General features: G+C 56.9%; 23 protein-coding genes. 15 read left to right on the top strand and 8 right to left on the bottom strand.

The features are described from left to right. Positions 1-39: 39 nt before the first annotated feature. The 3 genes from M495_RS11655 to M495_RS11645 all read right to left on the bottom strand — a co-directional run bounded on the left by M495_RS11655 (position 40) and on the right by M495_RS11645 (position 2,850). The gene (locus M495_RS11655; RefSeq protein WP_020826856.1) at positions 40-963 is read right to left on the bottom strand and encodes a substrate-binding domain-containing protein; all 924 of its coding nucleotides are present in this window, start codon (positions 961-963) and stop codon (positions 40-42) included. Positions 964-1,054: 91 nt separating this feature from the next. After that, the gene (locus M495_RS11650) at positions 1,055-1,834 is read right to left on the bottom strand and encodes a TIM barrel protein (protein ID WP_020826855.1); all 780 of its coding nucleotides are present in this window, start codon (positions 1,832-1,834) and stop codon (positions 1,055-1,057) included. Then, positions 1,834-2,850, bottom strand: a complete 1,017-nt coding sequence (locus tag M495_RS11645; RefSeq protein WP_020826854.1) for a Gfo/Idh/MocA family oxidoreductase — start codon at positions 2,848-2,850, stop codon at positions 1,834-1,836. Before M495_RS11645 ends, M495_RS11650 begins: the two co-directional genes overlap by 1 nt. 196 nt (positions 2,851-3,046) lie before the next feature. Here M495_RS11645 and M495_RS11640 point away from each other — a divergent pair, with 196 nt between their 5' ends. Next, complete coding sequence (locus M495_RS11640; RefSeq protein ID WP_020826853.1) at positions 3,047-5,005, top strand: sigma-54-dependent Fis family transcriptional regulator; 1,959 nt, start codon at positions 3,047-3,049, stop codon at positions 5,003-5,005. Positions 5,006-5,076: 71 nt separating this feature from the next. After that, complete coding sequence (locus M495_RS11635; protein ID WP_041414555.1) at positions 5,077-5,370, top strand: SelT/SelW/SelH family protein; 294 nt, start codon at positions 5,077-5,079, stop codon at positions 5,368-5,370. Here the strand turns inward: M495_RS11635 and M495_RS11630 are convergent. From M495_RS11630 to M495_RS11620, 3 genes are all read right to left on the bottom strand, one after another. Further along, on the bottom strand, positions 5,367-6,185 hold the full coding sequence (locus M495_RS11630; RefSeq protein ID WP_020826851.1) for a heme/hemin ABC transporter substrate-binding protein: 819 nt from the start codon (positions 6,183-6,185) through the stop codon (positions 5,367-5,369). The genes M495_RS11635 and M495_RS11630 overlap by 4 nt on opposite strands. A gap of 95 nt (positions 6,186-6,280) precedes the next feature. Next, entirely contained in the window at positions 6,281-8,638 is a 2,358-nt protein-coding gene (locus M495_RS11625) for a TonB-dependent receptor domain-containing protein (protein WP_020826850.1), read from the bottom strand. A 320-nt stretch (positions 8,639-8,958) separates the two neighbouring features. Then, positions 8,959-10,419: a serralysin family metalloprotease gene (locus M495_RS11620; protein ID WP_041415375.1), complete on the bottom strand. Its 1,461-nt coding sequence runs from the start codon at positions 10,417-10,419 to the stop codon at positions 8,959-8,961. Positions 10,420-10,729: 310 nt separating this feature from the next. Here M495_RS11620 and M495_RS11615 point away from each other — a divergent pair, with 310 nt between their 5' ends. From M495_RS11615 to M495_RS11600, 4 genes are all read left to right on the top strand, one after another. Next, positions 10,730-11,224, top strand: coding sequence for a TIGR00645 family protein (locus M495_RS11615; protein ID WP_041414553.1), 495 nt, complete (start codon positions 10,730-10,732; stop codon positions 11,222-11,224). Between the two features lie 240 nt (positions 11,225-11,464). Further along, positions 11,465-11,920, top strand: a complete 456-nt coding sequence (gene fabZ / locus M495_RS11610) for a 3-hydroxyacyl-ACP dehydratase FabZ (protein ID WP_020826847.1) — start codon at positions 11,465-11,467, stop codon at positions 11,918-11,920. A gap of 37 nt (positions 11,921-11,957) precedes the next feature. Continuing rightward, positions 11,958-12,746, top strand: a complete 789-nt coding sequence (locus tag M495_RS11605) for a spermidine synthase (RefSeq protein WP_020826846.1) — start codon at positions 11,958-11,960, stop codon at positions 12,744-12,746. A 56-nt stretch (positions 12,747-12,802) separates the two neighbouring features. Beyond that, positions 12,803-12,997 (top strand): ribbon-helix-helix protein, CopG family, encoded by a 195-nt coding sequence (locus tag M495_RS11600; protein WP_012145111.1) that lies wholly within the window; start codon positions 12,803-12,805, stop codon positions 12,995-12,997. Positions 12,998-13,033: 36 nt separating this feature from the next. Here the strand turns inward: M495_RS11600 and M495_RS11595 are convergent, their stop codons facing one another. Next, positions 13,034-14,122 carry an oxidoreductase gene (locus M495_RS11595; RefSeq protein WP_020826845.1) on the bottom strand — a complete coding sequence of 363 codons (1,089 nt, stop codon included), beginning with the start codon at positions 14,120-14,122 and terminating at the stop codon, positions 13,034-13,036. Positions 14,123-14,345: 223 nt separating this feature from the next. Between M495_RS11595 and M495_RS11590 the strand changes: the two genes are divergently transcribed. The 3 genes from M495_RS11590 (at position 14,346) to M495_RS11580 (ending at position 17,160) form a co-directional block, all read left to right on the top strand. Further along, a complete protein-coding gene (locus M495_RS11590; protein ID WP_020826844.1) occupies positions 14,346-15,419 on the top strand; it encodes a sugar ABC transporter substrate-binding protein in 1,074 nt (357 codons plus the stop codon). 9 nt (positions 15,420-15,428) lie between these two features. Then, the gene (locus M495_RS11585) at positions 15,429-16,676 is read left to right on the top strand and encodes an LVIVD repeat-containing protein (RefSeq protein ID WP_020826843.1); all 1,248 of its coding nucleotides are present in this window, start codon (positions 15,429-15,431) and stop codon (positions 16,674-16,676) included. An 82-nt stretch (positions 16,677-16,758) separates the two neighbouring features. Further along, positions 16,759-17,160, top strand: coding sequence for a VOC family protein (locus M495_RS11580; RefSeq protein ID WP_020826842.1), 402 nt, complete (start codon positions 16,759-16,761; stop codon positions 17,158-17,160). Here M495_RS11580 and M495_RS11575 read toward each other — a convergent pair. Then, a complete protein-coding gene (locus M495_RS11575; protein ID WP_020826841.1) occupies positions 17,139-18,575 on the bottom strand; it encodes an MFS transporter in 1,437 nt (478 codons plus the stop codon). The genes M495_RS11580 and M495_RS11575 overlap by 22 nt on opposite strands. 187 nt (positions 18,576-18,762) lie before the next feature. Here M495_RS11575 and M495_RS11570 point away from each other — a divergent pair, with 187 nt between their 5' ends. The 6 genes from M495_RS11570 (at position 18,763) to M495_RS11545 (ending at position 25,294) form a co-directional block, all read left to right on the top strand. After that, positions 18,763-19,626 carry an alpha/beta hydrolase gene (locus M495_RS11570; protein WP_020826840.1) on the top strand — a complete coding sequence of 288 codons (864 nt, stop codon included), beginning with the start codon at positions 18,763-18,765 and terminating at the stop codon, positions 19,624-19,626. 390 nt (positions 19,627-20,016) lie between these two features. Further along, a complete protein-coding gene (locus M495_RS11565; RefSeq protein ID WP_020826839.1) occupies positions 20,017-21,336 on the top strand; it encodes an MmgE/PrpD family protein in 1,320 nt (439 codons plus the stop codon). Between the two features lie 17 nt (positions 21,337-21,353). Then, a complete protein-coding gene (locus M495_RS11560; RefSeq protein ID WP_020826838.1) occupies positions 21,354-22,691 on the top strand; it encodes an LLM class flavin-dependent oxidoreductase in 1,338 nt (445 codons plus the stop codon). A gap of 16 nt (positions 22,692-22,707) precedes the next feature. Continuing rightward, the gene (locus tag M495_RS11555; protein ID WP_020826837.1) at positions 22,708-23,622 is read left to right on the top strand and encodes an ABC transporter substrate-binding protein; all 915 of its coding nucleotides are present in this window, start codon (positions 22,708-22,710) and stop codon (positions 23,620-23,622) included. After that, the gene (locus tag M495_RS11550) at positions 23,619-24,536 is read left to right on the top strand and encodes an amino acid ABC transporter permease (protein ID WP_020826836.1); all 918 of its coding nucleotides are present in this window, start codon (positions 23,619-23,621) and stop codon (positions 24,534-24,536) included. The genes M495_RS11555 and M495_RS11550 overlap by 4 nt, the downstream gene beginning before the upstream one ends. After that, positions 24,533-25,294: an amino acid ABC transporter ATP-binding protein gene (locus M495_RS11545; RefSeq protein ID WP_020826835.1), complete on the top strand. Its 762-nt coding sequence runs from the start codon at positions 24,533-24,535 to the stop codon at positions 25,292-25,294. The genes M495_RS11550 and M495_RS11545 overlap by 4 nt, the downstream gene beginning before the upstream one ends. The last annotated feature ends 41 nt before the right edge of the window (positions 25,295-25,335 follow it).

Genomic DNA, 25,335 nt, shown 5'->3' with positions numbered 1-25,335 from the left:
TAAGATGCCATCGCCTCACGGCCACCAAGGGCACTATATCTACTTCTGATTAACCGCCTGGAATTCTGCCAAATTCTGCTGTGTGATGGTTTTGTAAGGTATCCAGTTATAAGGCTCGACCTTTTGTTTTTCCAACAGCGCCTTGGTTACCTGCACCGCCCCGATGGCCTGCCCTTTGGCATCCTGGAAAATGGTCAACGTCATGCCGCCGTTTTTAATGAACTGCTGACCGTCCGGCGTGCCGTCGATGCCCGCCACCAGAATGGTTTTGTTTTTGGCCTGATTCAGCGCCATGATGGCACCAATCGCCATTTCATCGTTGTTAGCGGCAATCGCGTCAATCGGCCGGCCGTTCAGCAGCCAACCGGACACCACGTCCACCGCCTCGTTGCGCTGCCATTTGGCGGTCTGCTTCTCCAGCACCTTCATGTCTTTGTATTTGGCGATCACCGCTTCCACGGCGCGGGTGCGCTCGCGTGCTTCTTCATTGGACAACGCCCCCATCAGGATCGCCACGTTCCCACGGTAGTTCATCTTTTTCGCCAAGGCTTCCATCTGCATTTCACCGCCCACCGCAGAGTCAGAGCCTACGTAGGCCATGTCCTTGCCCAGTTTCACCTCCGGTTTGCGGTTGACGAAAATCAACGGAATATTGGCCCGTTCGGCGGCGTCCATCATCGGTTTCACCCCCTGAGTGTCAACCGGGTTGAGGATAATGGCGTCCACCCCGAGGTTGATAAAATCGTCCACCTGCTGCACCTGCAGCGCCACGTCCCCTTTGGCATCGACAAACTGGCCGTCCATCCCCAACTGCTTAAGTTCGCTCACCATCTGTGAACGCAAAATAGAGACAAAGTTAAGGTCGAAATTGGCCAGCGCCACGCCGACCTTGTAGGTTTTCGCCTGGGCGCTGAAGCTCATGACGATGCTCAGCAGTATCAGTAGCAAGGTTTTGGTTTTCATGATGACATCCTGTAGGTTGAGGTTTATTTATTATTAAAATCAACGCATCATTTTGAATGCCGGGCAGCGGCCCTGCCCGGATGTGTTCAGGCTATCGGGTAAAATGGTCGCGGAACTGTAACAGCGCCTCGGTGCTGTCACCGGATGCCCACCCTTCCATCGCCACCACGCCCTGATAATCGATGTCTTCTAACGTGCGTGCGATGGCGCGGTAATTGATTTCACCGGTACCAGGCTGTTGCCGCCCCGGCACGTCCGCCACCTGGATTTCCCCTATTGCCGGGCCACAGCGACGGATCAGTTCGATAAGATCCCCTTCGCCAATCTGCGCATGGTAAAGATCGAGATTCATCTTCAGGCCCGGGCGGTTTACCGCCTCCACCAGAGCCAGGGTGTCGCAGGCTTTGGCGAAGGGTGTGCCAGGGTGGTCGCGTGGCAAATTGAGGTTTTCCAGCGTGAAGACTTTCCCGGTCTGCTCCGCCATGTGCGCCAGCCGGCTTAGCGTATCGGCCGCCTTGAGCCACATCGCACCGGTTACCACCGCCACCGGTTTCACCGGTAATCCCTGAGGATCCAGCCCGGTACCGTGAAGATTCAGGCTCGGGCAGTTCAAGCGTTGGGCAACGGCCAATGACTGCTCTGCGCTGTGCAACAGTTGGGCAATGTCTTCGTCGTCGGTCAGGTTGCCGGTCAGATAGCCGGTCATTGATGTAAAGCGCGCCCCGCTGGCGGCTAAAGCATCAAGGTCCTTATTGGCCCAGTTCCACATTTCAACGCCAAAACCCAGCGCATCGATACGCGCCACGCGTTCGATAAACGGCAGATCGAGAAATACCATTTCTGCGCATACAGAGAGCTGATAACTGGCCATTATTGCCCCCCTAATTTGACCGGTTTGCCCTGCTGCACCGACTCGATACAGGCTAAGGCTATCGCCAGCGCATTGCGCGCATCTTGTCCGGTAGCACGCGGGCTGCAACCCTGCCGGATGCTCTGGGCGAATTCGGTCAACTCCGCCACGTAAGCGTCACGCAGCAGATCGGTGTCCTGCCGCGAGGTTTCTATGGCGATGCCTCCGGCGTGATAACGCACGCAGTTGTTCAGGTTGATATTGCCCGCCTGCAACATGCCTTTGCTGCCAAACACCTCGCCGCGTACGTCGTAACCGTATACCGCCTGGAAATTGGCTTCGGCGGTGGCGATTGCCCCGTTGTCAAAGCGAATGGTGACCACGGCGGTGTCCAGCAGCCCTTTGTCTTTGAAGTCCGGCCGCACCAGGGCGTCCGCCAACGCATACACCTCTACCGGCCTGGCGCCAGGGTTGAAATGCAGCAAGGTGTCGAAATCATGAATCAAGGTTTCAAGAAAGATGGTCCACGCCGGGATAGGCGCCGGATCCCGTAGCAAGGGATCGCGCGTCACCGAACGGGATAACTGCGTAGTGCCATTCTCACCCGCCTTTACGGCGGCGATGGCGGCGGCAAATCCGCTGACAAAACGGCGATTAAATCCGACCTGCAGAACCACGCCCGCCCGTTTTGCGGCGGCAATGGCGCTGTCTGCCTCATCCAGCGTGATGGCCATCGGCTTTTCGCAGAACACATGCTTACCGGCCTGTGCCGCTGCAATCACCCACTCCGCATGGGTGCGGGCCGGAGATGCTATTACCACCGCATCAATAGCCGGGTTGTCCAGCATCGCCTGCAAATCGCTGTAGGCTTCAACGCCCAAACGTTCCGCCAGCCGTTGCGCCGCCCCCGGCAGAGGATCGGCCACCGCCGCCAGCACCGCACCCGGCACGCGCCGTGCCAACGACTCCGCATGGAAAGTGCCCATTCTGCCAGCACCGATCAGACCAACACGCAGAGGTTGGGATGAATGACTCATAGTGATTCCTTATGTGAGGTAACGCCCTATTGGGCAACGGAGTTCACCCTGGGTATTGCAAAGGGGATGCCAGCTCAAAACACGCGGAATTTGTGAGACGTTGCACAGATAGGCATAACAAAGTGACAACTAAATTGACATGTCAATTTCACATGTCAATAAAATGAACATTACATTCCAAACAGCGGAGCGCACCATGCAGACAGCCGCCGGCCTGATGCCGATCAAAGACGAGAGCGATCCGATCTTCAGCCTGCCTGAAGGGGCGGAATCCGGTGAATGGGACAGCCTGTTTTGGCAAGGGTGGCAGGCGTTTAATGAAGGCGGCCAGCCCGGCTGGATACGCAAGTCGATCCTGCAATCCTGGCGACGCTCGCGAGAATACGGCATCGATCCCGATGAGTTTGTTTATCACGCGCCACCGGCTGACCAACTGCTGGCGATTCTGGCGCACAATGCCGAGCTGATTGCCGTGGCGCGCAGCATCATGGAAAATTTGCTGGCCTATAATCCCGACGGTCACATCAACCTGACCGATGCCCATGGCGTCACCCTTCACTACTGTGGCGCGGACATGACGCCGATCGGCAGCATCTTGCGTGAAGAGGTTCAGGGCACCAACTGCACCGCACGCTGCCTGCTTGAACAGCGGCTGGTGTATGTGCTCAGCGGTGAAAACTGGAAGATGGGCCTGCGGCAACGGCATCGCCAATGCGCCGCCGCGCCGGTGCGCAACGCCGAAGGCGTCATGATTGGCGTGCTGACGCTCACCGCCACGCCGGACAATTTCAATGCCCACACTCTGGGTACCGTGCAGGCGGCCGCGGAGGCCATCGGTCAACAGCTCAAGCTGCACCGGCTGTTGGCCGAGCAGCAGTCCATTTTGGAAACCCTGAATGAAGGCGTGATGGTCTGCGATGGGCACGGCCGGCTGAAAACGGTCAACCGCTATGCTCGCCAAATTTTTGGCGGGCTGGAACCCGGTGATACGCCGATCGATGAGCTGTTGCGTCCTCAATCCGGATCGTTGTTAACCATGCCGTTTTGCAACGATCGTGAAATGGTGTTTATGCCCGTCGGCAAGCCGGCCCTCTCCTGCGTGATTTCGCTGATGCCTGCGCCGGATAATGGCCGGGTGCTCTCCCTGCGCGAAAATCAGCGCATCCGGGCCATCACCCGACGAGTCATGGGCGTGAGCGCCAGCTACACCTTCGAGATGATTTTCGGTCATTCCAGCCGTATGCGGGAGTCGATCATGCAGGCGCGCACCTGCAGCCGCAGTGACAGCACGGTCTTGCTGACGGGGGAAAGCGGCACCGGCAAGGAGCTGTTCGCTCAGGCAATCCACAACGGCGGTGAGCGCTGCAACGAACCCTTTGTCGCGGTCAACTGCGGCGCCCTGCCGCGCGATCTGGTGCAAAGCGAGCTGTTTGGCTACGTCGATGGCGCCTTTACCGGATCGCGTCGCGGCGGTTCGGCGGGCAAATTCGAACTGGCGGACGGCGGTACGCTGTTGCTCGACGAAATCGGTGAAATGCCGTTGGATGCACAAACCAGCCTGCTGCGCGTATTGCAAGAAGGCGAAGTGTTGCGGATTGGCGCGGCGCATCCGGTCAAAGTGAATGTGCGAATTATTGCGGCTACCCATTGCGATTTGCTGCAGGCCGTGGAGAACGGCGCGTTTCGTCGTGACCTTTATTACCGCCTGAACGTCCTTTCCCTCCCCGTTCCGCCCCTGCGTGAACGTCGGGAAGATATCGCCGGACTGGTCAACGGCTTTATTCACAAGCTGAGTACGCGGATGAAGAAGATCCCGCCGCAGGTCTCACCGCAGGCCATGGTTTGCCTTAACGCCTGGCACTGGCCCGGCAACGTGCGCGAATTGGAAAACCTGGTGGAGCGGATGGTGAACCTGTGCGAAGGGTTGCTGATCGACGTGGATGATTTGCCCAGGGAGATCGCCCAGGCTTTTCCTGAACAGGAAGCCGTCCCCTCAAGCCGTCTGGAGGACAATGAACGCGCCCATATCATTCAAATCATTGAATCCAGTAACGGTAATCTGCGACAGGCGGCTCGTCTGCTCGGGCTTTCGCGCACCACCTTGTACAATAAAATCAACAGGTGGCAGATTGATTTGACCTTGCTGCGTCCCTGAGGAAGTCGGCTTGACAGCACTACGGCGGCGTTCGATGATGCAGGCTCTCTCTCGCCGCTATGGTTCTGCCCATGAAAACATCCCCTGCCGTCACCATTCACTATTGTTCGCAATGCAACTGGCTGCTGCGTGCGGCGTGGATGGCGCAAGAGTTGCTCCACACCTTCAGCACCGATTTAGCCGCCGTCACCCTGGTACCCGGTACCGGCGGCATTTATGAAATCACCGTCGACGGCGTGGTACTTTGGGATCGTAAAATCGAGGGCGGCTTTCCGGATGCGGCGGCATTGAAACAGCGCTTGCGCGATCGTTGTTTCCCCGAGCGCTCATTAGGGCACGTAGACAATAAAGGCACGAAAGTTTAAGGGGTGACGGCTTGAGCCGCCTGACGCAGTTGGCCAATGGCCGCCGGCATGGCCAGGCCAAAACTCAGCAGCGCATTATCATCAATCACCAACAGGCGCCGTTGTTGACCCGCCGGGGTAAAAGCCAATCCCGGCAGCGCCCAGATATTCGCCTCACCGCCCATCCGTCGCAAACTGCCTTTGCCTATCACCAGCAGCTGGGGCGCAGCGGCCACCAGACCCTCCTGGGTTAACGATTGATAACGTGCTACGCCGCCCATGGCATTTTGCAGCCCGGCGCTGCGAATGGCGCCATCGGCGGCGGTACCGCTGCCGGCCCCCATGGCCGTGATCCCGGTGTGCGCCATGATAAACAGCACCCTGACCGGCAGAGGGTTCGTCGGCACCGCGGCGAGCTGGCGATCCAACGCTGCCTGCAGGGCTTTCCCCTCTTTTTCGCGGCCCAGGATAGCGGCGATCGCGGTTATTTTTTCGTCGATCGCATTCAGTTCAGGTTTGCCTGTCACGGTGACGACTTTTACTCCGGCCTGTTCGACCTGCTGCAACGCCATCGAGGGTTGTGACAGCATGCTGGCGATCACCAGCGTGGGTTTCATCGCCAGCATCCCTTCGGCATTGAGCTGTCGCATATAACCGACATTGGGCAGCGCCGTGGCTTGCGGCGGTTGCAGGCTGGTGCTGTCGCGTGCGACCAACGCTTGCTGGGCGCCAAGCGCATAAACAATCTCCGTGACGTCTCCGCCAATCGAGATCACGCGTTCGGTGGCGAAGAGCGAAAACGGCAGTGCCAGCAAGCCGATAATCCAAAGTTTCATGGGGTGTCTCCTTCAACGGGAGATGGATGACCAAGCCGCCTTTCACTGGCGAAGGGCGGCATAAGGAACGTTAAGGTTTCATCCACCGGATGAGCTTAGAAATCCACGTTTACGCCTAACTGGAAAGTTCTTCCCGGCATAACGGCCAACGCATTATCGTAAGCATCCTGTTGAGTCGAGTCCGTGAGTTCGCGGCTGCTCAGGTAGTCACGGTATTTTCTGTCGGTGATGTTATACACACCGCCACTCAGCTTCACATTGCGGGCCACCTGCCAGTACGCGGACATATCCACCAGGCCATAACCCGGCACGCGCAGATATTCCGTGGTTGCGTCGGTGAGCGTACTGCCGCTGGCGTTGTTGTAGCTTTCACGGTTGGTGGCCGTTGCCTGCTTGCCTTTAACGAAGGTCGCCGTCACCGCAGCGCCGTAGCGTTTCGCCGGATCGTCCCACGCCACGCCGACAATGGCCTTCATTGGCGCAACGCTGTCGATATCGACATATTTATCGCCGGAGTAACTGGACTTGGACTTGCCCTGGTTATACCCCAGGGCAAAGTTGGCGCTCAGGCCGTTAACCTGCTCAAACCAGGTGCCAAAATTCAGCCGGGTGCTGATTTCACCCCCGTAGATGTAGGCCTTGTCGCGGTTTTCTGCCTGATAAATGGTGTAGATATTGGACGGCACGTTAGCAAACTTGTCCGGACTGCTGGCGCGCTGGTAGCGGGTATAGGCAATGAAGTTTTTATAGGTGTTGTAGAACAGCGAGGTGCGCAGGGTCACGCCTTCGACAACCTCTCCCTTCACGCCCCATTCCAGGTTGTTGCTGGTCTCGGTATTCAGATCGGCGTTGCCGATCAACGCATACTGCGCGGTGCCTGCGTAGCTGGAGCCGAGGTTCCATGAGCCATAAAGTTGGCTGGCGTTCGGGAACTGCGCACCGCGTTTGTACTGGAGATAAGTCATCAACGTCGGCGTCAGATTGTACTGGAAGCTGAGTGACGGCAGGACCTGGGTATCGGTGTTGCTTTTGCCGTACAGCGTTTCCAACTCGGACTCCGTCAGCACCGTGCTGCCGGTAGTCAGACTGCTCAGGTTCTGCGGCTTGGTGCTTTGGTGAGCCACGCGCACGCCCGGCACCACGGCAAAGCCGTGCCCGTCGAGATCAAACTGGATCCTGTCCTGCACATAACCGCCCAGCACATAGCTGCGACTGTCGGACTCCGGCTGCATGATGGCGGTAAATGCACTGGGTGCAGGCTCTTCACGGAACGGTCGCTCGGTATCGGTCAACCTTACATTGAGTCCCCCGCTCAGCGTGTGCCGTCCCCATGTTTTGGCTATCTGGCTTTCAAGACCATAGGTGTTGACGTTGTAGTCGGAGTAAACCCGTTCCATGCTGCCAGTGCTGGTGGGCATATAGGTGTTGTCATGCGCCTGAGTCTGTTGGTAATAGACTTTTGAGGTCAGGGTATCGACAAAATCGTTGTACGGCGTCCATTCATCTTTCAGGCTCACTCCCCAACGGCGCGTATTGCTTTGCTGTTGGGCGGTCCCCAGAATGGCGCTGCCGGCCGAGTTCCAACTGTCGTAATGGGTGTGGTTGGTTTTGTCATAGTAATCCACCGTGCCCGTGAGTTTGTGTTCGTCGTTCGGTTGCCAGATACCGGAGGCCATCAGCGCATTGGTGTGCCAGTTGGCCGGATAGGCCTGGTGGGTGCCGCTGTTATTGCGCGTTTCCTGGCCGTCACGGCGACTGTAAACAAACACCCCGCGCAGTTGTTCATCGCCCGCAGCGGCGGTAATGCCATTGTGCCAGCTGCGATTGGACGAATCATAATCGCTCTGGTAACCAAAGTAGGTCTGTTTGGTGGGGGAAAGGTACTGATCGGCTGATTTCGGTAAAAACGAAACGGCACCGCCAATAGAGGTATTACTGCGTTCAATCGAGGTTGCGCCCGATTCGATCTCCACCTGGCCGTACATGTAAGGGTCGATATAGTCCCTGCCGATGCCAAAGGTATTGAGCCCGGCGCGGCTGACGTAGCTGCGTCCGGTGGCATCAGGCTGTGGAATGCCGTCGACGTCCAATCCGACGCGATTGCTCTCCAGGCCACGGATGTTATAACCGGTATACCCGCTGCGATCGAAACCACTTTTCCCCGATGATGAGCCCCCGCTGACACCGGTGGCACTGATCAAGGGTTCATAGCGCATAATCGAGCCGAAATCATTGCCCCCTTTGTTCTGCATGTCTTGCGCGGTAATAGTGGTGATTGTCCCCGATTTATTTTCAATAACCGGCGCCACTACCGTTATTTCTTCTTCACTTTGCGTGGTCTTTTCTAATGAGGTTTTCTTAACTTCCGCATTGGCGTTAAAGGCACTGGCGATTAATGCGCCCCATAAGGCGGAATGCCCGATAATTCCCCGGCAATTAAAAGTTCTGCACATGTGTTAGCCCTGCATTAATTATTAGTATTCGCTCGCAGTTGCTTCGCCACTCGGGTTTAACCGAGTTAAAAGGGATTAAAAGAAATTAATAATGCTAAAATAAAGGTCTTTCTTCGCAGACTCAGTAAATTGATAATAATGACAATGCTTACCATAAGCAACGTCGTTATAACCTTATTAAATACATTGATGAGATACTTCCAAACCGTTTACGAAATCCTTACAAAGCGGCGTCGGTAGCCGACGTGGCGAAGAGACATTGTGGGACGCAGGGGAATAAAACCGTAATAAAACGGTGGGCATAACCCACCGTGACAGAATTAAACAATAAAATCAGTGGCGGTATTTGCCTGGCCTACGATATTCACCAGGAAGTCCGGTGTCGCATGACCACTTATATTCAATGCCAATTCACTAAAATCACTTTGTGAATTATACGTCAACGTGGCCTCACCTGCCTGACCGCTGAAGCTGTCAACGAAATGAATAAAGTCGGTACCGTTATCGCCCTGATTAAAGAAAGACAGGTCAATCTTGTCGATACCGGTTTCAAAGTCGAGGATCTTATCCGGCGATTTGAACGGTGAATCGCTCACGGCGGAGAAAACAAAAATATCACTGCCGCTGCCACCGGATAACTGATCCTGCCCACCGCCACCGTAAATAACGTCGTTCCCCGCGCCGCCCTGAAGAATATTGGCGGCGTCATTGCCGACAATGACATCATTCCCCGAACCGCCAATGGCGTTTTCGATGACAGCGCCTACGGCGATGGAAATATTGCCCTTCAATCCGCCAACGTCAGAGAACGAGCCTTCGGTCAGATTAATACGCTGGTCTTGCGAGTACCCTGAGAAATCAAGGGTGTCGTTACCGCCCGCGTCCCAGACGGAGAAAATCAGTTTCTGGCTGCTGTCCGTCGCGGTGTAGAAATCTCTGCCGGAATTTGAGTTGAATCCATATACCGTGTCACCGGTGCGCGTGGTGGTATTGGCACCATATAAATACTGAATGGCAGCAATATCATCGACCAGCGGAGCCGCGGAATAATAACCGCCGTGATCGCCGCCGGTGACAGATTCATCCCAATAGCTCATCACGCTGAACTGGCGAGTATCTTCGGCGTAGGTAGCCTTGGCATAACTCGGGCTTTGTCCGGCATTGTAAACCCCTGGGTGATCCAACCCCAAAGTGTGCCCCAATTCATGGGTGATGCTCAGGCGGCCATAGTTGCCCAATTCAGGATGTAAATTGGCATAAACACCATCACGGGGATCTGCATAGTCGTAATTAATATTGAACCAGCTTTGACCGTCGGTATTATGCCCGCGATAATCCGTACCTGCGCCGGTAAAAGGTTTAATCGCATAAGCCTGACCGTCGCCCTCATAATTACCAAAGGTAATGTTGGACTTTTGCCCTGGGGCTACCTCGACGAAATTAAGGTTCGCCACATCGGCCCAAGACTGCAGGGAAAGCTTGGCCTGCGCTTTTTGATCGGCGGTAAAGGCACTTAGGCCGGTGTCTTGGCTGGCAAAGCGACCATTTAAATTGCTCTGATTATAATCCCAATCCGGGAAGGAGTAAGTGACGGTGGCGCCTTGGCCGAGGACGTGAGTTCCATTCCAGGTTTGTTCACTGCGCGCTATTTGCTTGCCTGCCGCTGCTATATCAAAAGAAGGCTTATTATTAATGGTTAAACCATTGCCTCTATTATGGTAATTCAGCAAATCATTAACACTATCCCAACCGTTGTTTTTTCCATTTAGGGAATTATCCATATCCATCTCCATTAGGTTAATTCATTTCCGTTATATATAATTCGCTCGCGATATAAAAACCCACTGCAATGTCATTATGCAGCATTTAAAGGCTAGTCTGATTTTCGGATAGCTCAATATATATTGATAAAATATTTTTTTGCGGAGTAAATAGCTTAAAAACACGCAGTGATTAAAGGGGCTTATTTCTTTCGTATGGCATTCCCTCATCCCGGCGAAATCCCCTTTCAATCCTCGCGGGCTCTCTTGCCTTTTGACGGGCCTCTTGCGTTATACTGTATCCCACTTTTTGTAACGAACTCAGATGACTATGGAACGCTTTCTAGAAAATGCCATGTATGCCTCCCGTTGGCTACTTGCCCCGGTTTACTTCGGCCTGTCCCTGGCCTTGCTGGCGCTGTCGATTAAATTTTTCCAGGAGATATTCCATGTTCTGCCGAACATTTTCTCCATAGCCGAAGCGGATCTGGTTCTGACGCTGCTCTCGCTGGTCGATATGGCGCTGGTTGGCGGCCTGCTGGTGATGGTGATGTTCTCGGGCTATGAAAATTTTGTTTCGCAGCTGGATATCAGCGAAAACAAAGAGAAACTGAGCTGGCTGGGCAAGATGGATGCCACCTCTCTAAAGAACAAGGTGGCCGCTTCAATTGTCGCCATTTCCTCCATTCACCTGCTGCGGGTGTTTATGGACGCCAAAAACGTGCCGGACAACAAGCTGATGTGGTATGTGATCATCCACCTGACCTTTGTCCTTTCGGCTTTTGTGATGGGCTACCTCGATAAGCTGACGCGCTACAAAAACTGATCCCCCTTAGCCGCCGCTCTCCTGCTGGCGGCTAACTTCCTCCCCCTCGAAACACGCAATATCTTCAACAAGTTGTAATTACTGGCGTTTGAATCGGCTGACGTTATTCGCTGTTTTTCAACCCAGAAGGCTTTCATTTGGTGCATCTGATGATAATAACATTATAATGTCATTACACTTCGACCGGCACAGAGGCCCACGCAAGCTGAGCTTTGCCCGCTGACAGGATCCGAAACACACATGCCGCTAAATGGTAATCCACTGCAGTACCAGGATGTTCAATCTATCCTGCCACACCGTTTTCCCTGTCTGCTGGTTGACCGCATCCTGCCTGCCGGCACTTGCATTGCCGAAGGCCGCCTTAGCGCCATCAAAAATATCACCGCCAACGAACCGACATTCTGGACCGGCCATCATCAGATGACGGTGTTTCCCGGCGTATTGATGGTGGAAGCGTTGGCGCAAACCACCGGTCTGTTGGCACATTATTTTCTCAGCCCGTTGCTGCCAGGCGAGCATTACTATTTTGCGGCCATCCATCGCGCCCGTTTCTATCGTTCGGCACGGCCCGGTGACCAACTCTGTATGGAAGTGACATTTGTCCGACAGCGCTCCGGCATTGCCCGATTCTCTGGCCGTGCGTCGGTCAATGGCCGCAGGATCTGTACCGCAGAATTTATGTGCGCCCGTAAGTAAGGCTGCCTTTTTAGGATGGAGGCTCGACGAAACTACTATGTCATTGGTTGATAAGCTGCTAAATAGCCTGGATTTCTCCCCTCGTGGTCAGGTGATTGCACGGGAGTTGGATCACTGCGGCGAAATTATCGTCTCCGATCACAAGGGTTACCGCACCCTGCGTTTTGACGGTATCTGCGAACAGAGCAAAATGTGCATCAGCGCGCCGCAGGTGCCAGTTCATAACTACATCAAAACCATGCTGATGGCGGTCGCCTGGCAGCCCCCCGCCTCGGCACTGATCCTGGGGCTGGGCGGCGGTGGCCTGGTGCGGGCGCTGCACGCCTATGATGCCAATATGCTGTTGGAAGTGGTGGAATTGCGCCAGGCGGTGGTATCCGTCGCCCGCCGATACTTCACTTTGCCTGCCGTTCATAACATCACGATGCACATCGCCGATGCCGCGGATTTCTTGCAAGCCCCCGCCCAGCGGCGCTATGACCTGATTTTTTCCGACCTCTACAGCGCCTTTACCATGGATCCGCAACAGGGCACACAGGCCTTTTTGGCGCAGTGCGCCGAGCGGCTTTCGGATCCAGGCTGGTTAGTACTGAACTACCATGAAGTGCCGGATGAGGGCTCACTGCTGTATCACAGCTTACACCGGGTGTTTAACACGGTTCTGTACTGCGTGGCACCCAGCGGCAACGTGATTATCTACGCTGCGCTTGCCAATACCGAAACGCCACTCAGCCTGCTGCGCCGCCTTTCCGCTGAGGTCGGGCCAAGCTTTAGCTGCGATCTTCGCTACCTGTCACGCAAAATTGAACGGCTGCACTTTAGCTAAGGCAGTATTGCCGCCCTGCTATTATCATTTGATTATCATCCTCTGGAGCAATCACCATGGAAAAGAAAACGGCGCGTCTGACCGTCCTCATCGACCCAGACAAGAAAAAAGCCCTGGAAGAACTCTGTCTGCAACAGGACGTGACCCCCTCTCAGGTGATCCGTCAGTTGATACGTGACTATCTGCACAAACACCAGGTGGAGTATCCCAGCCAGCCGACCCACTCCAATCCTCGGGTGGACAACGCCTGACGTCAGATGACGCACACCCAGCGCCATCCGTACCCCTCAACGATGGTGTGACTCCACAAAGCTAAGCGCAGCGCGCAAGCTGGAATCGTCGATCGTGATCGGCAGCAGGTGAATCGACTCGCCCTGCTGCAGGGTGCGTTCGATCAGCCGTTTAATTTGCGCTTCATCGTGGATATCCACCTGCAGCGCTGCCAGGCTGACCGGTAAATCCAGTCGCCGGTAAAGCGCAATCAGTTGCGCCACGGTTTCCGGTTGCCCCAACAGTGCGCTCTGCACCAGAATGCCGTACGCCACTTTGGTGCCATGCAAGAAGGCATCGGTTTGCGGTAGCGCGGTCAACCCGTTATGCACCGAATGCGCGGCGGCGATGCGGGTATAGCGATCGCCCAGTCCCCCCACCAAACCACCACCGGCGATAATCGCCTCCAGCACATTAAGGAAGTCCTGACTCAATTGTCCTTGCGCCTGTGCCTGCAACGCCGCCTCGCTTTGGTTGAGCAATACGTCGCGCAGCGTCAGTGCGGTATTGAGGCCCAGTTGCACGGTTAACGGCAAACGTTCCGGCTGCGGACTCAGCACCACCGCTTCATACCATTTCGCCAGGGTGTCGCCGATCCCAGCCAGCAAGTACTCCTTTGGAGCACGCAGGATAATTTCCGGCTCGACCAACACCAGATGGTTGGCATCATGGAAAATCTCATAGCGCAATGCTTGCCCCTGGTCGTTGTACCACACCGAGAGCGGCGTCCAGGCGGCACAGGTAGCGGCAATGGTCGGGATCGCCACCAGCGGCAGCCCTAAGCGACGGGCCACCACTTTGGCCGTGTCCAACACCGCACCGCCGCCAACGCCGATCACCACCTGCCGATCCGCGCCGGCCTGGCGCACGATATCCTGCACGGTGCTCTCGCTGCAGTGGCTGTTAAACAGCACCCGACGAGCATCGGCGTCGTCGAATACCGCCGGTAACCAGGGTTTTGCCGCCGCCAATGCGCGCTCACCGTACACCCAGAGCGCCTTGCTCAGCTGTTGCGGGGAATAAAACTGCGCCAGTTGGTCAATGGCTCCGGGGAATGCAAAATAGTTGGCGGGGCCGACGACCACGCGGATGGAGTTATCACTCATGCTCAAGTCCTTATTTTATCAGCTATTGCCATCATAGGGGTGAGGACGCCAATCACTAATACTCTTTTGCATTAGCTTATGTTTTTTCGTTCATTGTCATCCGCCGGTCGGCCATGGAAACTGGCTGCCTCAATTCATCCTTTCAATAAAAAGCCATCCCAATGGTGACGATGAATTGTCCTCTCGCTTTTTAATGATGCTTAACCATGCAGGGTAAAACTCAATGAAATTGTTCAACACCTCACTTCTGGCGCTCAGCCTGTTCGCCGTGTTTCCGGCACTATCCGCCCCCACTGCCGCCCCAATCCCGGCAGCGATAGCGAATCATCAAGGGCCGATCCGCATTGCGGTGATCCGCAATTTGGGTTCTGACGACAATACCACGCAGTTCGTATCCGGGGCGGTGCAGGAAGGCCGCAAACTCGGCTTTCAGGTCAATACCTTCCTGACCAACGGTGACGACGCCAAATTCCAGGACTTCGTCAATCAGGCCATCAGCCAAAAGTACGACGGCATTATTCTGTCTCAGGGGCGCGATCCTTACTCAACCGCCCTGCTCAAACGCATCGCCGACAGCGGCATCGCGGTGGCCGCCTTTGATACCGCCGTGCAGGGCGAAATTCCGGGCGTGACCATTACCCAGCAGGACGACGCTTCGTTGACCGATCTTTCGTTTGGCCAACTGGTAAAAGATTTCAACGGTCAGGCGAATATCATCAAGCTATGGGTCGCGGGGTTCCCGCCCATGGAGCGACGTCAGGCGCAGTACCAGAAACTGCTTAAACAACAGCCCGGCATCAAAGAGCTGGAATCCATCGGTGCGGTGTCCTCCGACGTTCAGGGCGATACGGCCAACAAAATTGGCGCGATCCTGGCCAAATACCCAAAAGGCAAAATCGATGCCATTTGGGGTACCTGGGATGCGTTTAGCCAGGGGGCCTACAAGGCCTTGCAGGAGAATGGCCGTACCGAAATCAAACTCTACAGTATCGATATCTCCAACCAGGATCTGGCGCTGATGCGCGCTAAAGACAGCGCCTGGAAGCTCAGCGTGGCGGTGGATCCCAAGCTGATCGGCGCCGTTAACCTGCGCCTGGTGGCCAATAAAATTGGCGGCGAGAAAACCCCTGCAACCTATGAATTTAAAGCTGCGGCAATCCCGCAGGCCCTGCTGCTCAGCCATCCGGCGGCCACCAACGTCGCCTCGCTGGCGAAAGTGATCCCGAACTGGGGTAAATCAGACGATTTCATCGCCCCCTGGTTCGCCACGCTTGAAGCGCAACAGGCTAAGAAATAAGGAGCGATGATGGCAACGCAACCCCTTGTGCAGCCCGAATACAGCCGCAATATGCGGCTGATCGGTCACAGCGATCAGGGCGGCAGGCCGGACGGCGTACAGGTGATGGTTCATCGGGGCTATGCCTATATCGGCCATATGGTTTCGCAGGGCTTTTCCATCGTCGACGTACGCGATGCGAAGGATCCGAAACCCGCCGGCTTTGTCCCTGCGCCACCCGGCACCTGGAATGTGCATTTACAGGCGCATGACGATTTGCTGCTGGTGATTAACGCCCGGGATTTATTTGCCGACGTCCGCTTTGCCGATGAAAAAGTCTATTACACCCGCGCCATCAGCCAGACGGTATCGAGCAGCGATCTCCGCGGCTGGAGCGCCGGGATGCGTATTTTCGATATTTCCGCCCCGGACCGGCCACGGGAGATTGGTTTTCTGGCGCTGGAAGGGATCGGCGTACACCGCATCTGGTACGTGGGCGGGCGCTGGGCTTACGTTTCGGCGCTGATCGACGGCTACAGCGACTACATTTTTTTGACCGTCGATCTGGCCGACCCTTGTCATCCGCAAATCGCCGGGCGTTGGTGGCTACCGGGTATGCACAGCGCCGGGGGTGAAACGCCCAACTGGCCGGAGGGCAAGCGCTACGCTTTGCACCATGCGATCATCAGCGGCGATACCGCCTATGCCAGTTGGCGCGACGGGGGGCTAACCCTGTTGGATATCAAGGACCGCAGTCAACCGCAGTTAATTGCCCATCGCAACTGGAGCCCGCCGTTTGGCGGCGGCACCCACACCGCACTACCGCTACCGGATCGGGACCTGCTGGTAGTATTGGATGAGGCGGTGCTCGACAACCAGCAGGACGGCGAAAAGTTGATCTGGCTGTTTGATATTCGCCAACCGACCAACCCGGTGAGCATCGCGACCTTCCCACAGCCGGATGAACGCGATTACGTCAGCAAAGGCGCACACTTCGGCCCCCATAATCTGCATGAGAACCGTCCTGGCAGCTTTATCAGTTCGACGCTGATTTTCGCCACTTACCAAAATGCCGGCGTTCGCGCTTACGACATCAGCAACCCTTATCAACCGAAGGAAACCGGCGCTTTGGTTCCCGCTGCGCCGCAGAGGATGATGGACACACGCCCCGATCGTCCGCAGGTTATTCAGTCGTGCGACGTATTTGTCGACGCTCAGGGGATCATTTACAGCACGGATTACAACGGCGGTTTGTCGATCATTGAATATCTGGGCTGAAAATTCAGCGCCGCGTCGTTCCTTTTGGGGCTATTAAGCCTAAGCTGAAGGAACGTGTAAGCAAGGTCAAATAAGGGAAACTATGTTTAGTCATATCACCGTAGGCGTCAGCGATCTGGACAAAGCCGCTGCATTTTACGATGCGATTTTGCTGCCACTGGGACTCAAGCAACGCCCGGTCACGCCCGATGGCGGCCCCGGGGCTCGTTGCTGGGTATTGCCTGACCGGACATTGCCGCGTTTTTACGCCTACCAACCTTATAACCGACAGCCGGCCAGTGCCGGCAACGGCAGTATGGTGGCGTTCACCGCCCAGAATGAACAACAGGTTCGGCAAGCCTATGCCGCCGGGCTGGCGGCGGGCGGCACATCGGAAGGTGAAGCCGGCGAGCGGACCCATTACGGCAAGGGATATTTTGGCGCTTATCTCCGCGATCCGGACGGCAACAAAATTCATATCGCCTACCGGGGCGACCTGCTGTAATCATCCTCGTGCGGGCGGACGCCACCGTTTCTGGCAGCCATCACCAGCGCAAACGCCGCCAGCGCACCGGCGACCAGGTAGGTTATCTGCATGCCATTTGCAACGGCGTGCGACGAAGCCAACTTGATATCGCCGGTGTGGGTTGCCAGCATAAATAACGCCCCCATGGCCGAAGCGCCGGTGATCAACCCAAGGTTGCGCGAGAGGTTGATCATGCCCGAGATCACCCCACGCTGCTCGGGGGCGGCATGCTTCATCAAGGCCGTATTGTTGGCGACCTGAAAGAGCGCATAACCCAGCGTCATCAGGCACAGCGGTGCCACGTAGCCGAACACGCCCTGATTCAGCGACATCATCGACATGATGCCTGCCCCGACAGCCATGGTCGTCAGCCCCATCAAAGTGATCCTTTGCGCTCCTAAGCGATCCACCCACCGACCGGCCGGTACCCCGAGCAACGCGGCCACTATCGGCCCCGCCGACATCGCCAGTCCCGCTTGCCCAACCGCCAAACCCAGCCCATGCGTCAGATAAAATGGCCCTACCACCAGCGTCGTCATCATGATGGTCATGACCAGCGCACTCATCGCCAACCCGACGCTCAGCCCCGGTTGGCGGAACAGTGCCAACTGGATCAGGGGAAGCGCCGTGCGCTTTTGCAACCGGACAAATAACCCCATCCCCAGCGCCGCGCCCAGCAACAACGTCAGGTTGACGACGCCAAAGTCACCGCGCCCCAACGTCATCGACAGCGCATAGCAGGCCAGCGTTACCCCAAGCAGTAAGGTCCCTGCCCAGTCAAACCGACCGCGTTCTTTTTGCCGTTGCCGTTCATCCTGCGGCAGGGAGCAATAAACCAGCAGAAAAGCCACTACGCCCACCGGTATGTTGACCAGAAACATCGCCCGCCAGCCGAAACCCAATATCAGTGCGCCCCCCAGCGAAGGGCCAAGCGCCGTGCCAATGGCCGACATGCTGCCCAGCAATCCCATGGCACGGCCGGTATTTTCTTTACCCACCGCCTCACCAACCAGCGCCATGGTCATTGCCATCATGACGGCCGCTCCCAAACCTTGAGCAACGCGCGCCGCCAACAATAGCCAGATGCCCGGCGCAATAGCACACAATCCTGACGCCAGGGTGAACAGAGCAATCCCCGTCAGCAACAGGCGGCGGCGCCCCATCCTGTCCCCCAAGCGGCCCATGGCAATAATCGACGTGGTAACGGCCAGCAGGTAGACGATAACTACCCATTGTACCGCCTGAAAAGAGCTGTTGAACGCCTGCGCCAGCGTCGGCAAGCCCACGTTGGCAATGCTGGCGCCCAGTGAGGAAACCAGCATCGACAAACAAAGGCTGGCAAGGATCCCACGCAAATTGACCGGCGGGCTGGCGTGTTGGGTTATTGACTTCATGTTGCTGACTCCTGAAAGAACCTGTCAGTAGCCTATGCCGTCCAGAGAGCAGGCGGAAGGCGCAGCAAATGCAGTTTATTAGTGCACCAGGCGCCATGTCACGGCGGACCTGTACCCGCATTAAGAAGCAAACGCCAAAACGGCTTCAGGTAGATGATGAGGGCACCCCCTCAAGGAGAGATAGATAATGAAAATCGACCTGCTGTTTGACGATCTGTCGATGCGCGCCGTGCAGTACAACGCCCGTGCCTCGGTAGAGGATTTTGACGCCTGTATGGCGCACTATGAACAACTGGCCGCGCAGGCCAAAGCGCAGACGCCGGGGATTTACGATATCCACTACGGGATGGGCGTCGCCGAGCGCCTGGACTTGTTCCCTGCCGCCAGACAACCGTCACCGCTGTTGGTGTTTATTCACGGCGGTTATTGGCACTCCCAGCGTAAGGAAGAAGCCTGTTCGATGGCGGCAAATTTCACCCAGCATGGCGTAGCGGTCGCTACGTTGGAATACACCTTGCAACCTGAAGCCACGCTGGCAGAAATCGTCCGCGAGGTTCGTAGCGCAATAGCCTGGCTTTACCACCACGCCGGCCAGTACGGCATCGATCCAGAACGCATCTTCGTCAGCGGCAGCTCGGCCGGCGGCCACCTGTGCGGCATGCTGATTGCCGATGACTGGCAGCACCTGTATCAGGTGCCCGTCAACGTGATCAAAGGGGCGCTGGCGCTGAGCGGCCTGTACGACATACGACCGCTGTGCGATATCTACATCAATGACTGGATGCGCCTGTCGCCTGAGCAGGCGGTAACCCTCAGTCCGCTGTTTATGCTGCCGGAAAAGGCACATGCGCCGCAGATCCTGCTCGACGTCGGCGCCAAAGAAACCCAGGGGTTCAGAAACCAGACGCTGGCTTACTTCGCCGCCTGCCGAGAAAAAGGGCTGAATGTGGCGCTGCTGGAAGATCGGCACAACAACCATTTCACGCTGGTTAACGAGTTGGCCAACCCCGACAGCATCCTGTTCCAACGCGTTATGGCAATGATTGAGTGACGCCGTCGGCCAAGGTTACTTCCACCTGTTAGTGGCAGAGCAACGCTCCCAACAGGTGCTTGCGGAATTCGGCAACGTTAAATTCTCTGGCCCTCCAGCAAGCACCTGACGCCCCGACTGCGGGTGTTTATCGATCTGCTGAGTGAACAACTGTTCCCGCTTTAGCGCCCTTTTTTCTTAAGCCAAATGGCGACTTTGCTTTGCCTTAAAATGACTAAGCCAGATGCCCCGCGGTATTGAGCCAGCTTTATTGCCGGGATCGGCATCTACCATATTCCATTTTGAAATATGAAATTTCCGTTCGTTCTTTCGGGGCTAATGAAATCGCCACACAATGAAATCTGAATCGCAGGCCGGCGCATAACCGCATAAAAAATCAGGTTTTATATCTTGTCATCGCTCATAACCGCTCAATTTGCCCATTTGGTGCTGGATAGCCGGCCCGAAGCATCAGCCCTGTCGGCCGCCCGCCTTGGGCTGATAGATTATTTTGCCTGCGCGTTGCCGATCGCCCAGGGCGTACTCACCGACAGTGGCCTGGCAGCGGTAAAAAAAGTGTTCCCGCCCGCCAGTACCGAGAACCGTGCGCTCTATTACGGCTATATCAGCCATTCGCTGGATTTTGACGATTATCACCCCGCGCTGCGCGGGCACCCCAGCACGGTGGTGCTCTCTGCACTGTTGGCGTTGACCGACGATAACCCCGACGTTGACGCGCTACTGACCGCCTATGTCATTGGCGTAGAGGCAGCCGGGCGACTGGGGCTGGCTGCCGGTACTCAGCACTATCAGTTGGGATTTCACAGCACTGCCACCCTTGGTGCCGTTGCCGCCACTGCGGCGGCGGCACGCTATTTACACCTCACGCTGCACCAAACGCAGATCGCCCTTGGGCTGGCGGCCACCCAGGCCGCTGGGCTGCGCAGTCAGTTCGGGTCAGCCGCCAAGCCGTTGCACGCAGGGATCGCCGCTCGGGCGGCAGTCAATGCCGTGCTGCTGGCGCAGCTGGGTTTTGCCGGGCAGCCGGAAGGCGTGATAGACAGCCTGTTGAGCTCGCATGGCGACGGACGGCAGCGGCCCGAGCTGTTGACGGCCGATTGGGGGGCACCGTGGCGTATCCTGCAACCGGGGCTGGAATTTAAACGCTATCCCACCTGCGGCGGTACCCACAGCGCTGCGGAGGCCGCATTTATCCTGCGCGAACGCCTGCTCGAACAAGGCATTGCCGTCGAGGATATTTCCGCTGCCATCGCCAAGATCCAGGTCAGTTTTCCACCGGGTGCCGATACCGCTCCCTATATTCGCCGCCCGTCAAACGGCGTTGAGGCGCGTTTTAGCCTGGAATACGTCATCGCCGATGCGTTGTACAGCGGCAGCGTGCCGCTAATGCACTACGGTGAGGCCCCCGTTGACCCAAATATTTCAGCCCTGGCGGCACGGGTTGAACGCCATGCCGACCTGACGGCACCGCCAGACGAGCTGGATGCGGAGTTACGTTTCCACCGCGTTACGCTAACGCTGCACGACGGCCGCCAGTTAAGTGACATCGTCACAAGAAAGCAAACCGCCGCCCGACAGACCGACGTCGGTGCGAAACTGCGCAGCATCCTGCTATTGCTGCCGCATTTGAACGGTGACCGCGTGATCGAGGACTGCGCGCTAACGCAGCCCGCCGCGCTGAGCCGTTTAATCCAATTATTAAACCAATAATAAATATAGGAATAATTATGAGTACTTCACCTTCAACACCATCGCGTCAATTACGTCTCGGCCTGTTTGTTCAGGCTCTGGGCCATCACGTCGGCGGCTGGCGTGCCGAAGGGGCCAGCGGCTCGCCTACGGACATTGACTGGTTCACCTGGATCGCCCAAAAGGCCGAAGAAGGCACCTTTGATATGTTCTTCGTCGGCGATGCGCTGGCGACCAGCGTGCACCGTCTGCCTTCCACCCTGTCCCGCCTGGAGCCGCTGACGCTGCTGGCGGCACTGGCGGTCAGAACTCGACACATCGGCCTGGCGGCCACCGCCTCCACCACCTTCGACCAGCCTTTCCACCTGGCGCGCGCCATGGCCTCTATCGATCACATCAGCCACGGCCGCGCCGCCTGGAACGTGGTGACGTCATTCTCCAGTGATGCGGCACGTAACTTCAGCCGTGACGATCTGCCTTCGCACGCCGAGCGTTATGAAGTGGCACGAGAGTTTCTCGAAGCCAGCTACAAGCTGTGGGACGGCTGGGAGGAAGGGGCTATCGTACGTGACAAGCAAAGTGGCGTGTATGCCATTGACGAGAAAATCCACGCGGCCAACCACCAAGGCAAGCACTTCTCGGTGCAAGGCCCGCTGAACATTGCCCGTTCGCCACAGGGGCGCCCGGTGATCATCGAAGCCGGTTCTTCGCCGGCCGGACAACAGCTGGCCGCAGAAACCGCCGAGGTGGTGTTTACCGCCGCCGCCACGCTGGAGGAAGGCCAGGCCTTCTATCGCAGCCAGAAGAAATTTGTCGCCGATGCCGGCCGCAACCCGGATCACCTGCTGATCCTGCCGGGCGTGATGCCGATCGTGGGCCGCACCAAAGCCGAGGCGCAGGAAACCTGGTATCAGCTCAATCAACTGGTGGATATCGATAACGGCATCGAACAGCTTTCCGCCCGCTTCGGCTTCGATCTTAGCGGCTTCCCGCTCGATGGCCCGGTACCGGACGTCGGCGCGACCGAAGGCGGCCAAAGCCGGGTGAAGCTGCTGACCGATCTGGCGGCACGCGAAAACCTGACGCTGCGTGAACTGGCGGCGGTTGCTGCCGGTTCGCGCGGGCATCGCGTGGTGGTGGGAACCGCCGAAGAGATCGCCGATGACTTCCAGCAGTGGCTGGAACAGCAAGGTGCCGATGGCTTTAACATCATGCCTGCGGTATTGCCGAATCAGTTGGAACTGTTCGTCGAACTGGTGATCCCGGAGCTACGCCGTCGCGGCCTGTTCCGCGAGGAATATCAGTATTCAACCCTGCGTGAAAACCTGGGCCTGCCGCAACCGGCAATCAACTTCGCTAACGTAAAATCGGCTTAATTCGCAGGGGAACATGATGAAAACCAACCTCAAACGCACCGTACTCTCCCTGCTGCTGGCTGGCGCTACCTTGGCTCCGCTGGCCGTCGGTTATGCCGCTGAAGGCGATGTGCCCTTCCGCGCCGCGGTAAAAGCCAACGCCGATCCCGCACTGCACGACAGCCTGCCGGAAGCAATAAAAAAAGCCGGTTACATCGTGGCGGGCACCAATCCCAATACGCCCCCGACCACCTTCTATGAAGCGGACAACAAAACGCTGGCCGGGCGTGAAATCGACGTGATGAGCGCCATCGCCGATCGCCTCGGCGTGGCAATCCACTGGAAGGATACCGGCGGCTTCGACAATATCATCCCCGGCCTTAAATCCGGCCGTTATGACGTTGCCCTGGCCAATATCGACGCAAACAAGAAGCGCTTCCAACAGGTCGATTTTGTCGGCTATTACAACGCGTCCAAGCTGGCGCTGATCGCCCGTAAAGATGCCGCCCTCGGCCCTTACACCGAGCTGGCGCAGCTTTGTGGACAAACCGTCGGCGCCGGGGCCGGCACTTCACAAATTACCCGCTTGCAGCAGGCCAGCGACAGCTGCGTCAGCGGCGGAAAACCGGCGATCACCATTCCGATTTTCCCCGATCGTCCAGCCGGTGTTCAGGCCGTAATCAGCGGACGCGTGCCGATGTTCTTTGGTCCGTATGAAGGCCTGCGTTATCAGGCTACCCATGTTAAACCGCTGGCGCTGGCAGGCGACATCAACATTGAAGGCACCACGGTCGCCATCGCCTTGCCGAAAGGTTCCGACCTGGTGAAACCGGTGCAGGCGGCGCTTAACTCGCTGATTGCCGACGGCAGCTACCAGAAAATCCTCGACGGTTGGGATATCGGCTTCGGTGCGGTGAAAACCGCCGGCATCAATGAAGAGATTGCAAAATGAATGGGCCACAAGCGACCGGTGATGCCGAACTGCGCATCGTCGGTCATCGGCATTATGGGCGCTGGTTCAGCGCCCTGTTGGTGCTGCTGATCGTCGGCATTATCGCCAATTCGATGCTGCATAACCCGCGCTTCGAATGGGCGGTGGTGGCGGAAAACTTTACCGAAGCGTCGATTATCAATGGCGTGATCATGACGCTGAAGCTCACCGTGATTTCTGTGATCTTCGGCTTCGCCGGGGGCGTGCTGCTGGCGTTGATGCGTCTGTCGGCCAACCCGGTGCTGGTGGCGGTGAGCTGGTTTTATACCTGGTTCTTCCGCGCGGTGCCGATGCTGGTGCAGCTTTTCCTGTGGTACAACATCGCCGCACTCTACCCGCGCATCAGTCTGTGGATCCCCTTCCTGGGTGAAGTGGCCAGCGCTCCGACCAACACCATCATCAGTACCTTCAGCGCGGCGGTGATCGCCCTGGTGATGCATCAGTCGGCTTATGCGGCGGAGATTGTACGCGCCGGTATCCAAAGCGTCGGCAGTGGCCAGCTGGAAGCCGCCAAGGCCTTGGGGTATCGCCGTGGACAAATCCTGTGGCGCGTAGTTTTACCGCAGGCCATGCGCACCATTTTGCCCCCTGCCGGCAATGAGGTGATCGGGCAGCTTAAAACCACTGCGGTGGTGTCGGTGATTGCCCTGCAGGACGTGCTCTATTCGGCGCAGATCATCTATCAGCGCACCTATGAGGTGATCCCGCTGCTGTTGGTTGCCACGTTGTGGTATCTGGTGATGACCTCGATTTTGTCGATCGGCCAGTACTATGTTGAGCGCTATTTTGGTCGAGGTAGCCAGGCGGTGCGCAGCAACTGGCTGTTCCGTCCCCGCAAAGCCGCATCCAGTCCGTCACAGGAGGCACAATCATGAGCGCCGCCATTCAGATCAACCAGGTGCGCAAGTCATTTTCCGGCACCGAAGTGTTGAAAAATATCAGCCTGCAGATCCCGGCAGGCTCGGTAACGGTGATCCTCGGCCCTTCCGGTTCGGGGAAGTCGACCTTGCTGCGCTGCATCAATCACCTGGAAAAACTCGACGGCGGAACCATTCGGGTGGGCGAGCAACTCATCGGGTACCGCCAAAAAGGCAACCAGCTGTATGAACTGAAGGAACGCGAAGTGGCCGAACAGCGTAAAAGCATCGGTATGGTGTTCCAACAGTTCAATTTATTCCCGCACCGCACAGTGCTGGAGAACGTTACTGAAGCCCCGCTGCTGGTCAAAAAGGAAAAGAAAAGCCTGGTGGTGGAACGGGCAAAAGCGCTGCTGGCCCGCGTCGGGCTGGAACATCGCATTCACGCCTGGCCACGCGAGCTTTCTGGTGGACAGCAACAGCGAGTGGCGATCGCCCGCGCCCTGGCGATGACGCCAGAGGTACTACTGTTCGATGAGCCCACTTCTGCGCTCGATCCCGAATTGGTTGGCGAAGTGCTGCAGGTGATGAAAGGCCTGGCGCACTCTGGCATGACTATGGTGGTGGTGACGCATGAGATCGGTTTTGCCCGCGAAGTGGCGGACCAAATCATCTTTATGGATCAAGGGAAAGTGGTAGAAACGGGGACGGCAAAACAGGTGCTGGATGAACCGGTACATCAAAGAACGCGTGATTTCCTGGCAACGGTACTTTAAACCTGCATCGGGGGGCATTGCGCCCCTCGAACATTATTTCA

The organism is Serratia liquefaciens ATCC 27592, from assembly GCF_000422085.1.
In the GTDB taxonomy this organism is placed as follows: Bacteria; Pseudomonadota; Gammaproteobacteria; order Enterobacterales; family Enterobacteriaceae; genus Serratia; species Serratia liquefaciens.
This window is presented reverse-complemented; position numbering and strand designations above follow the sequence as displayed.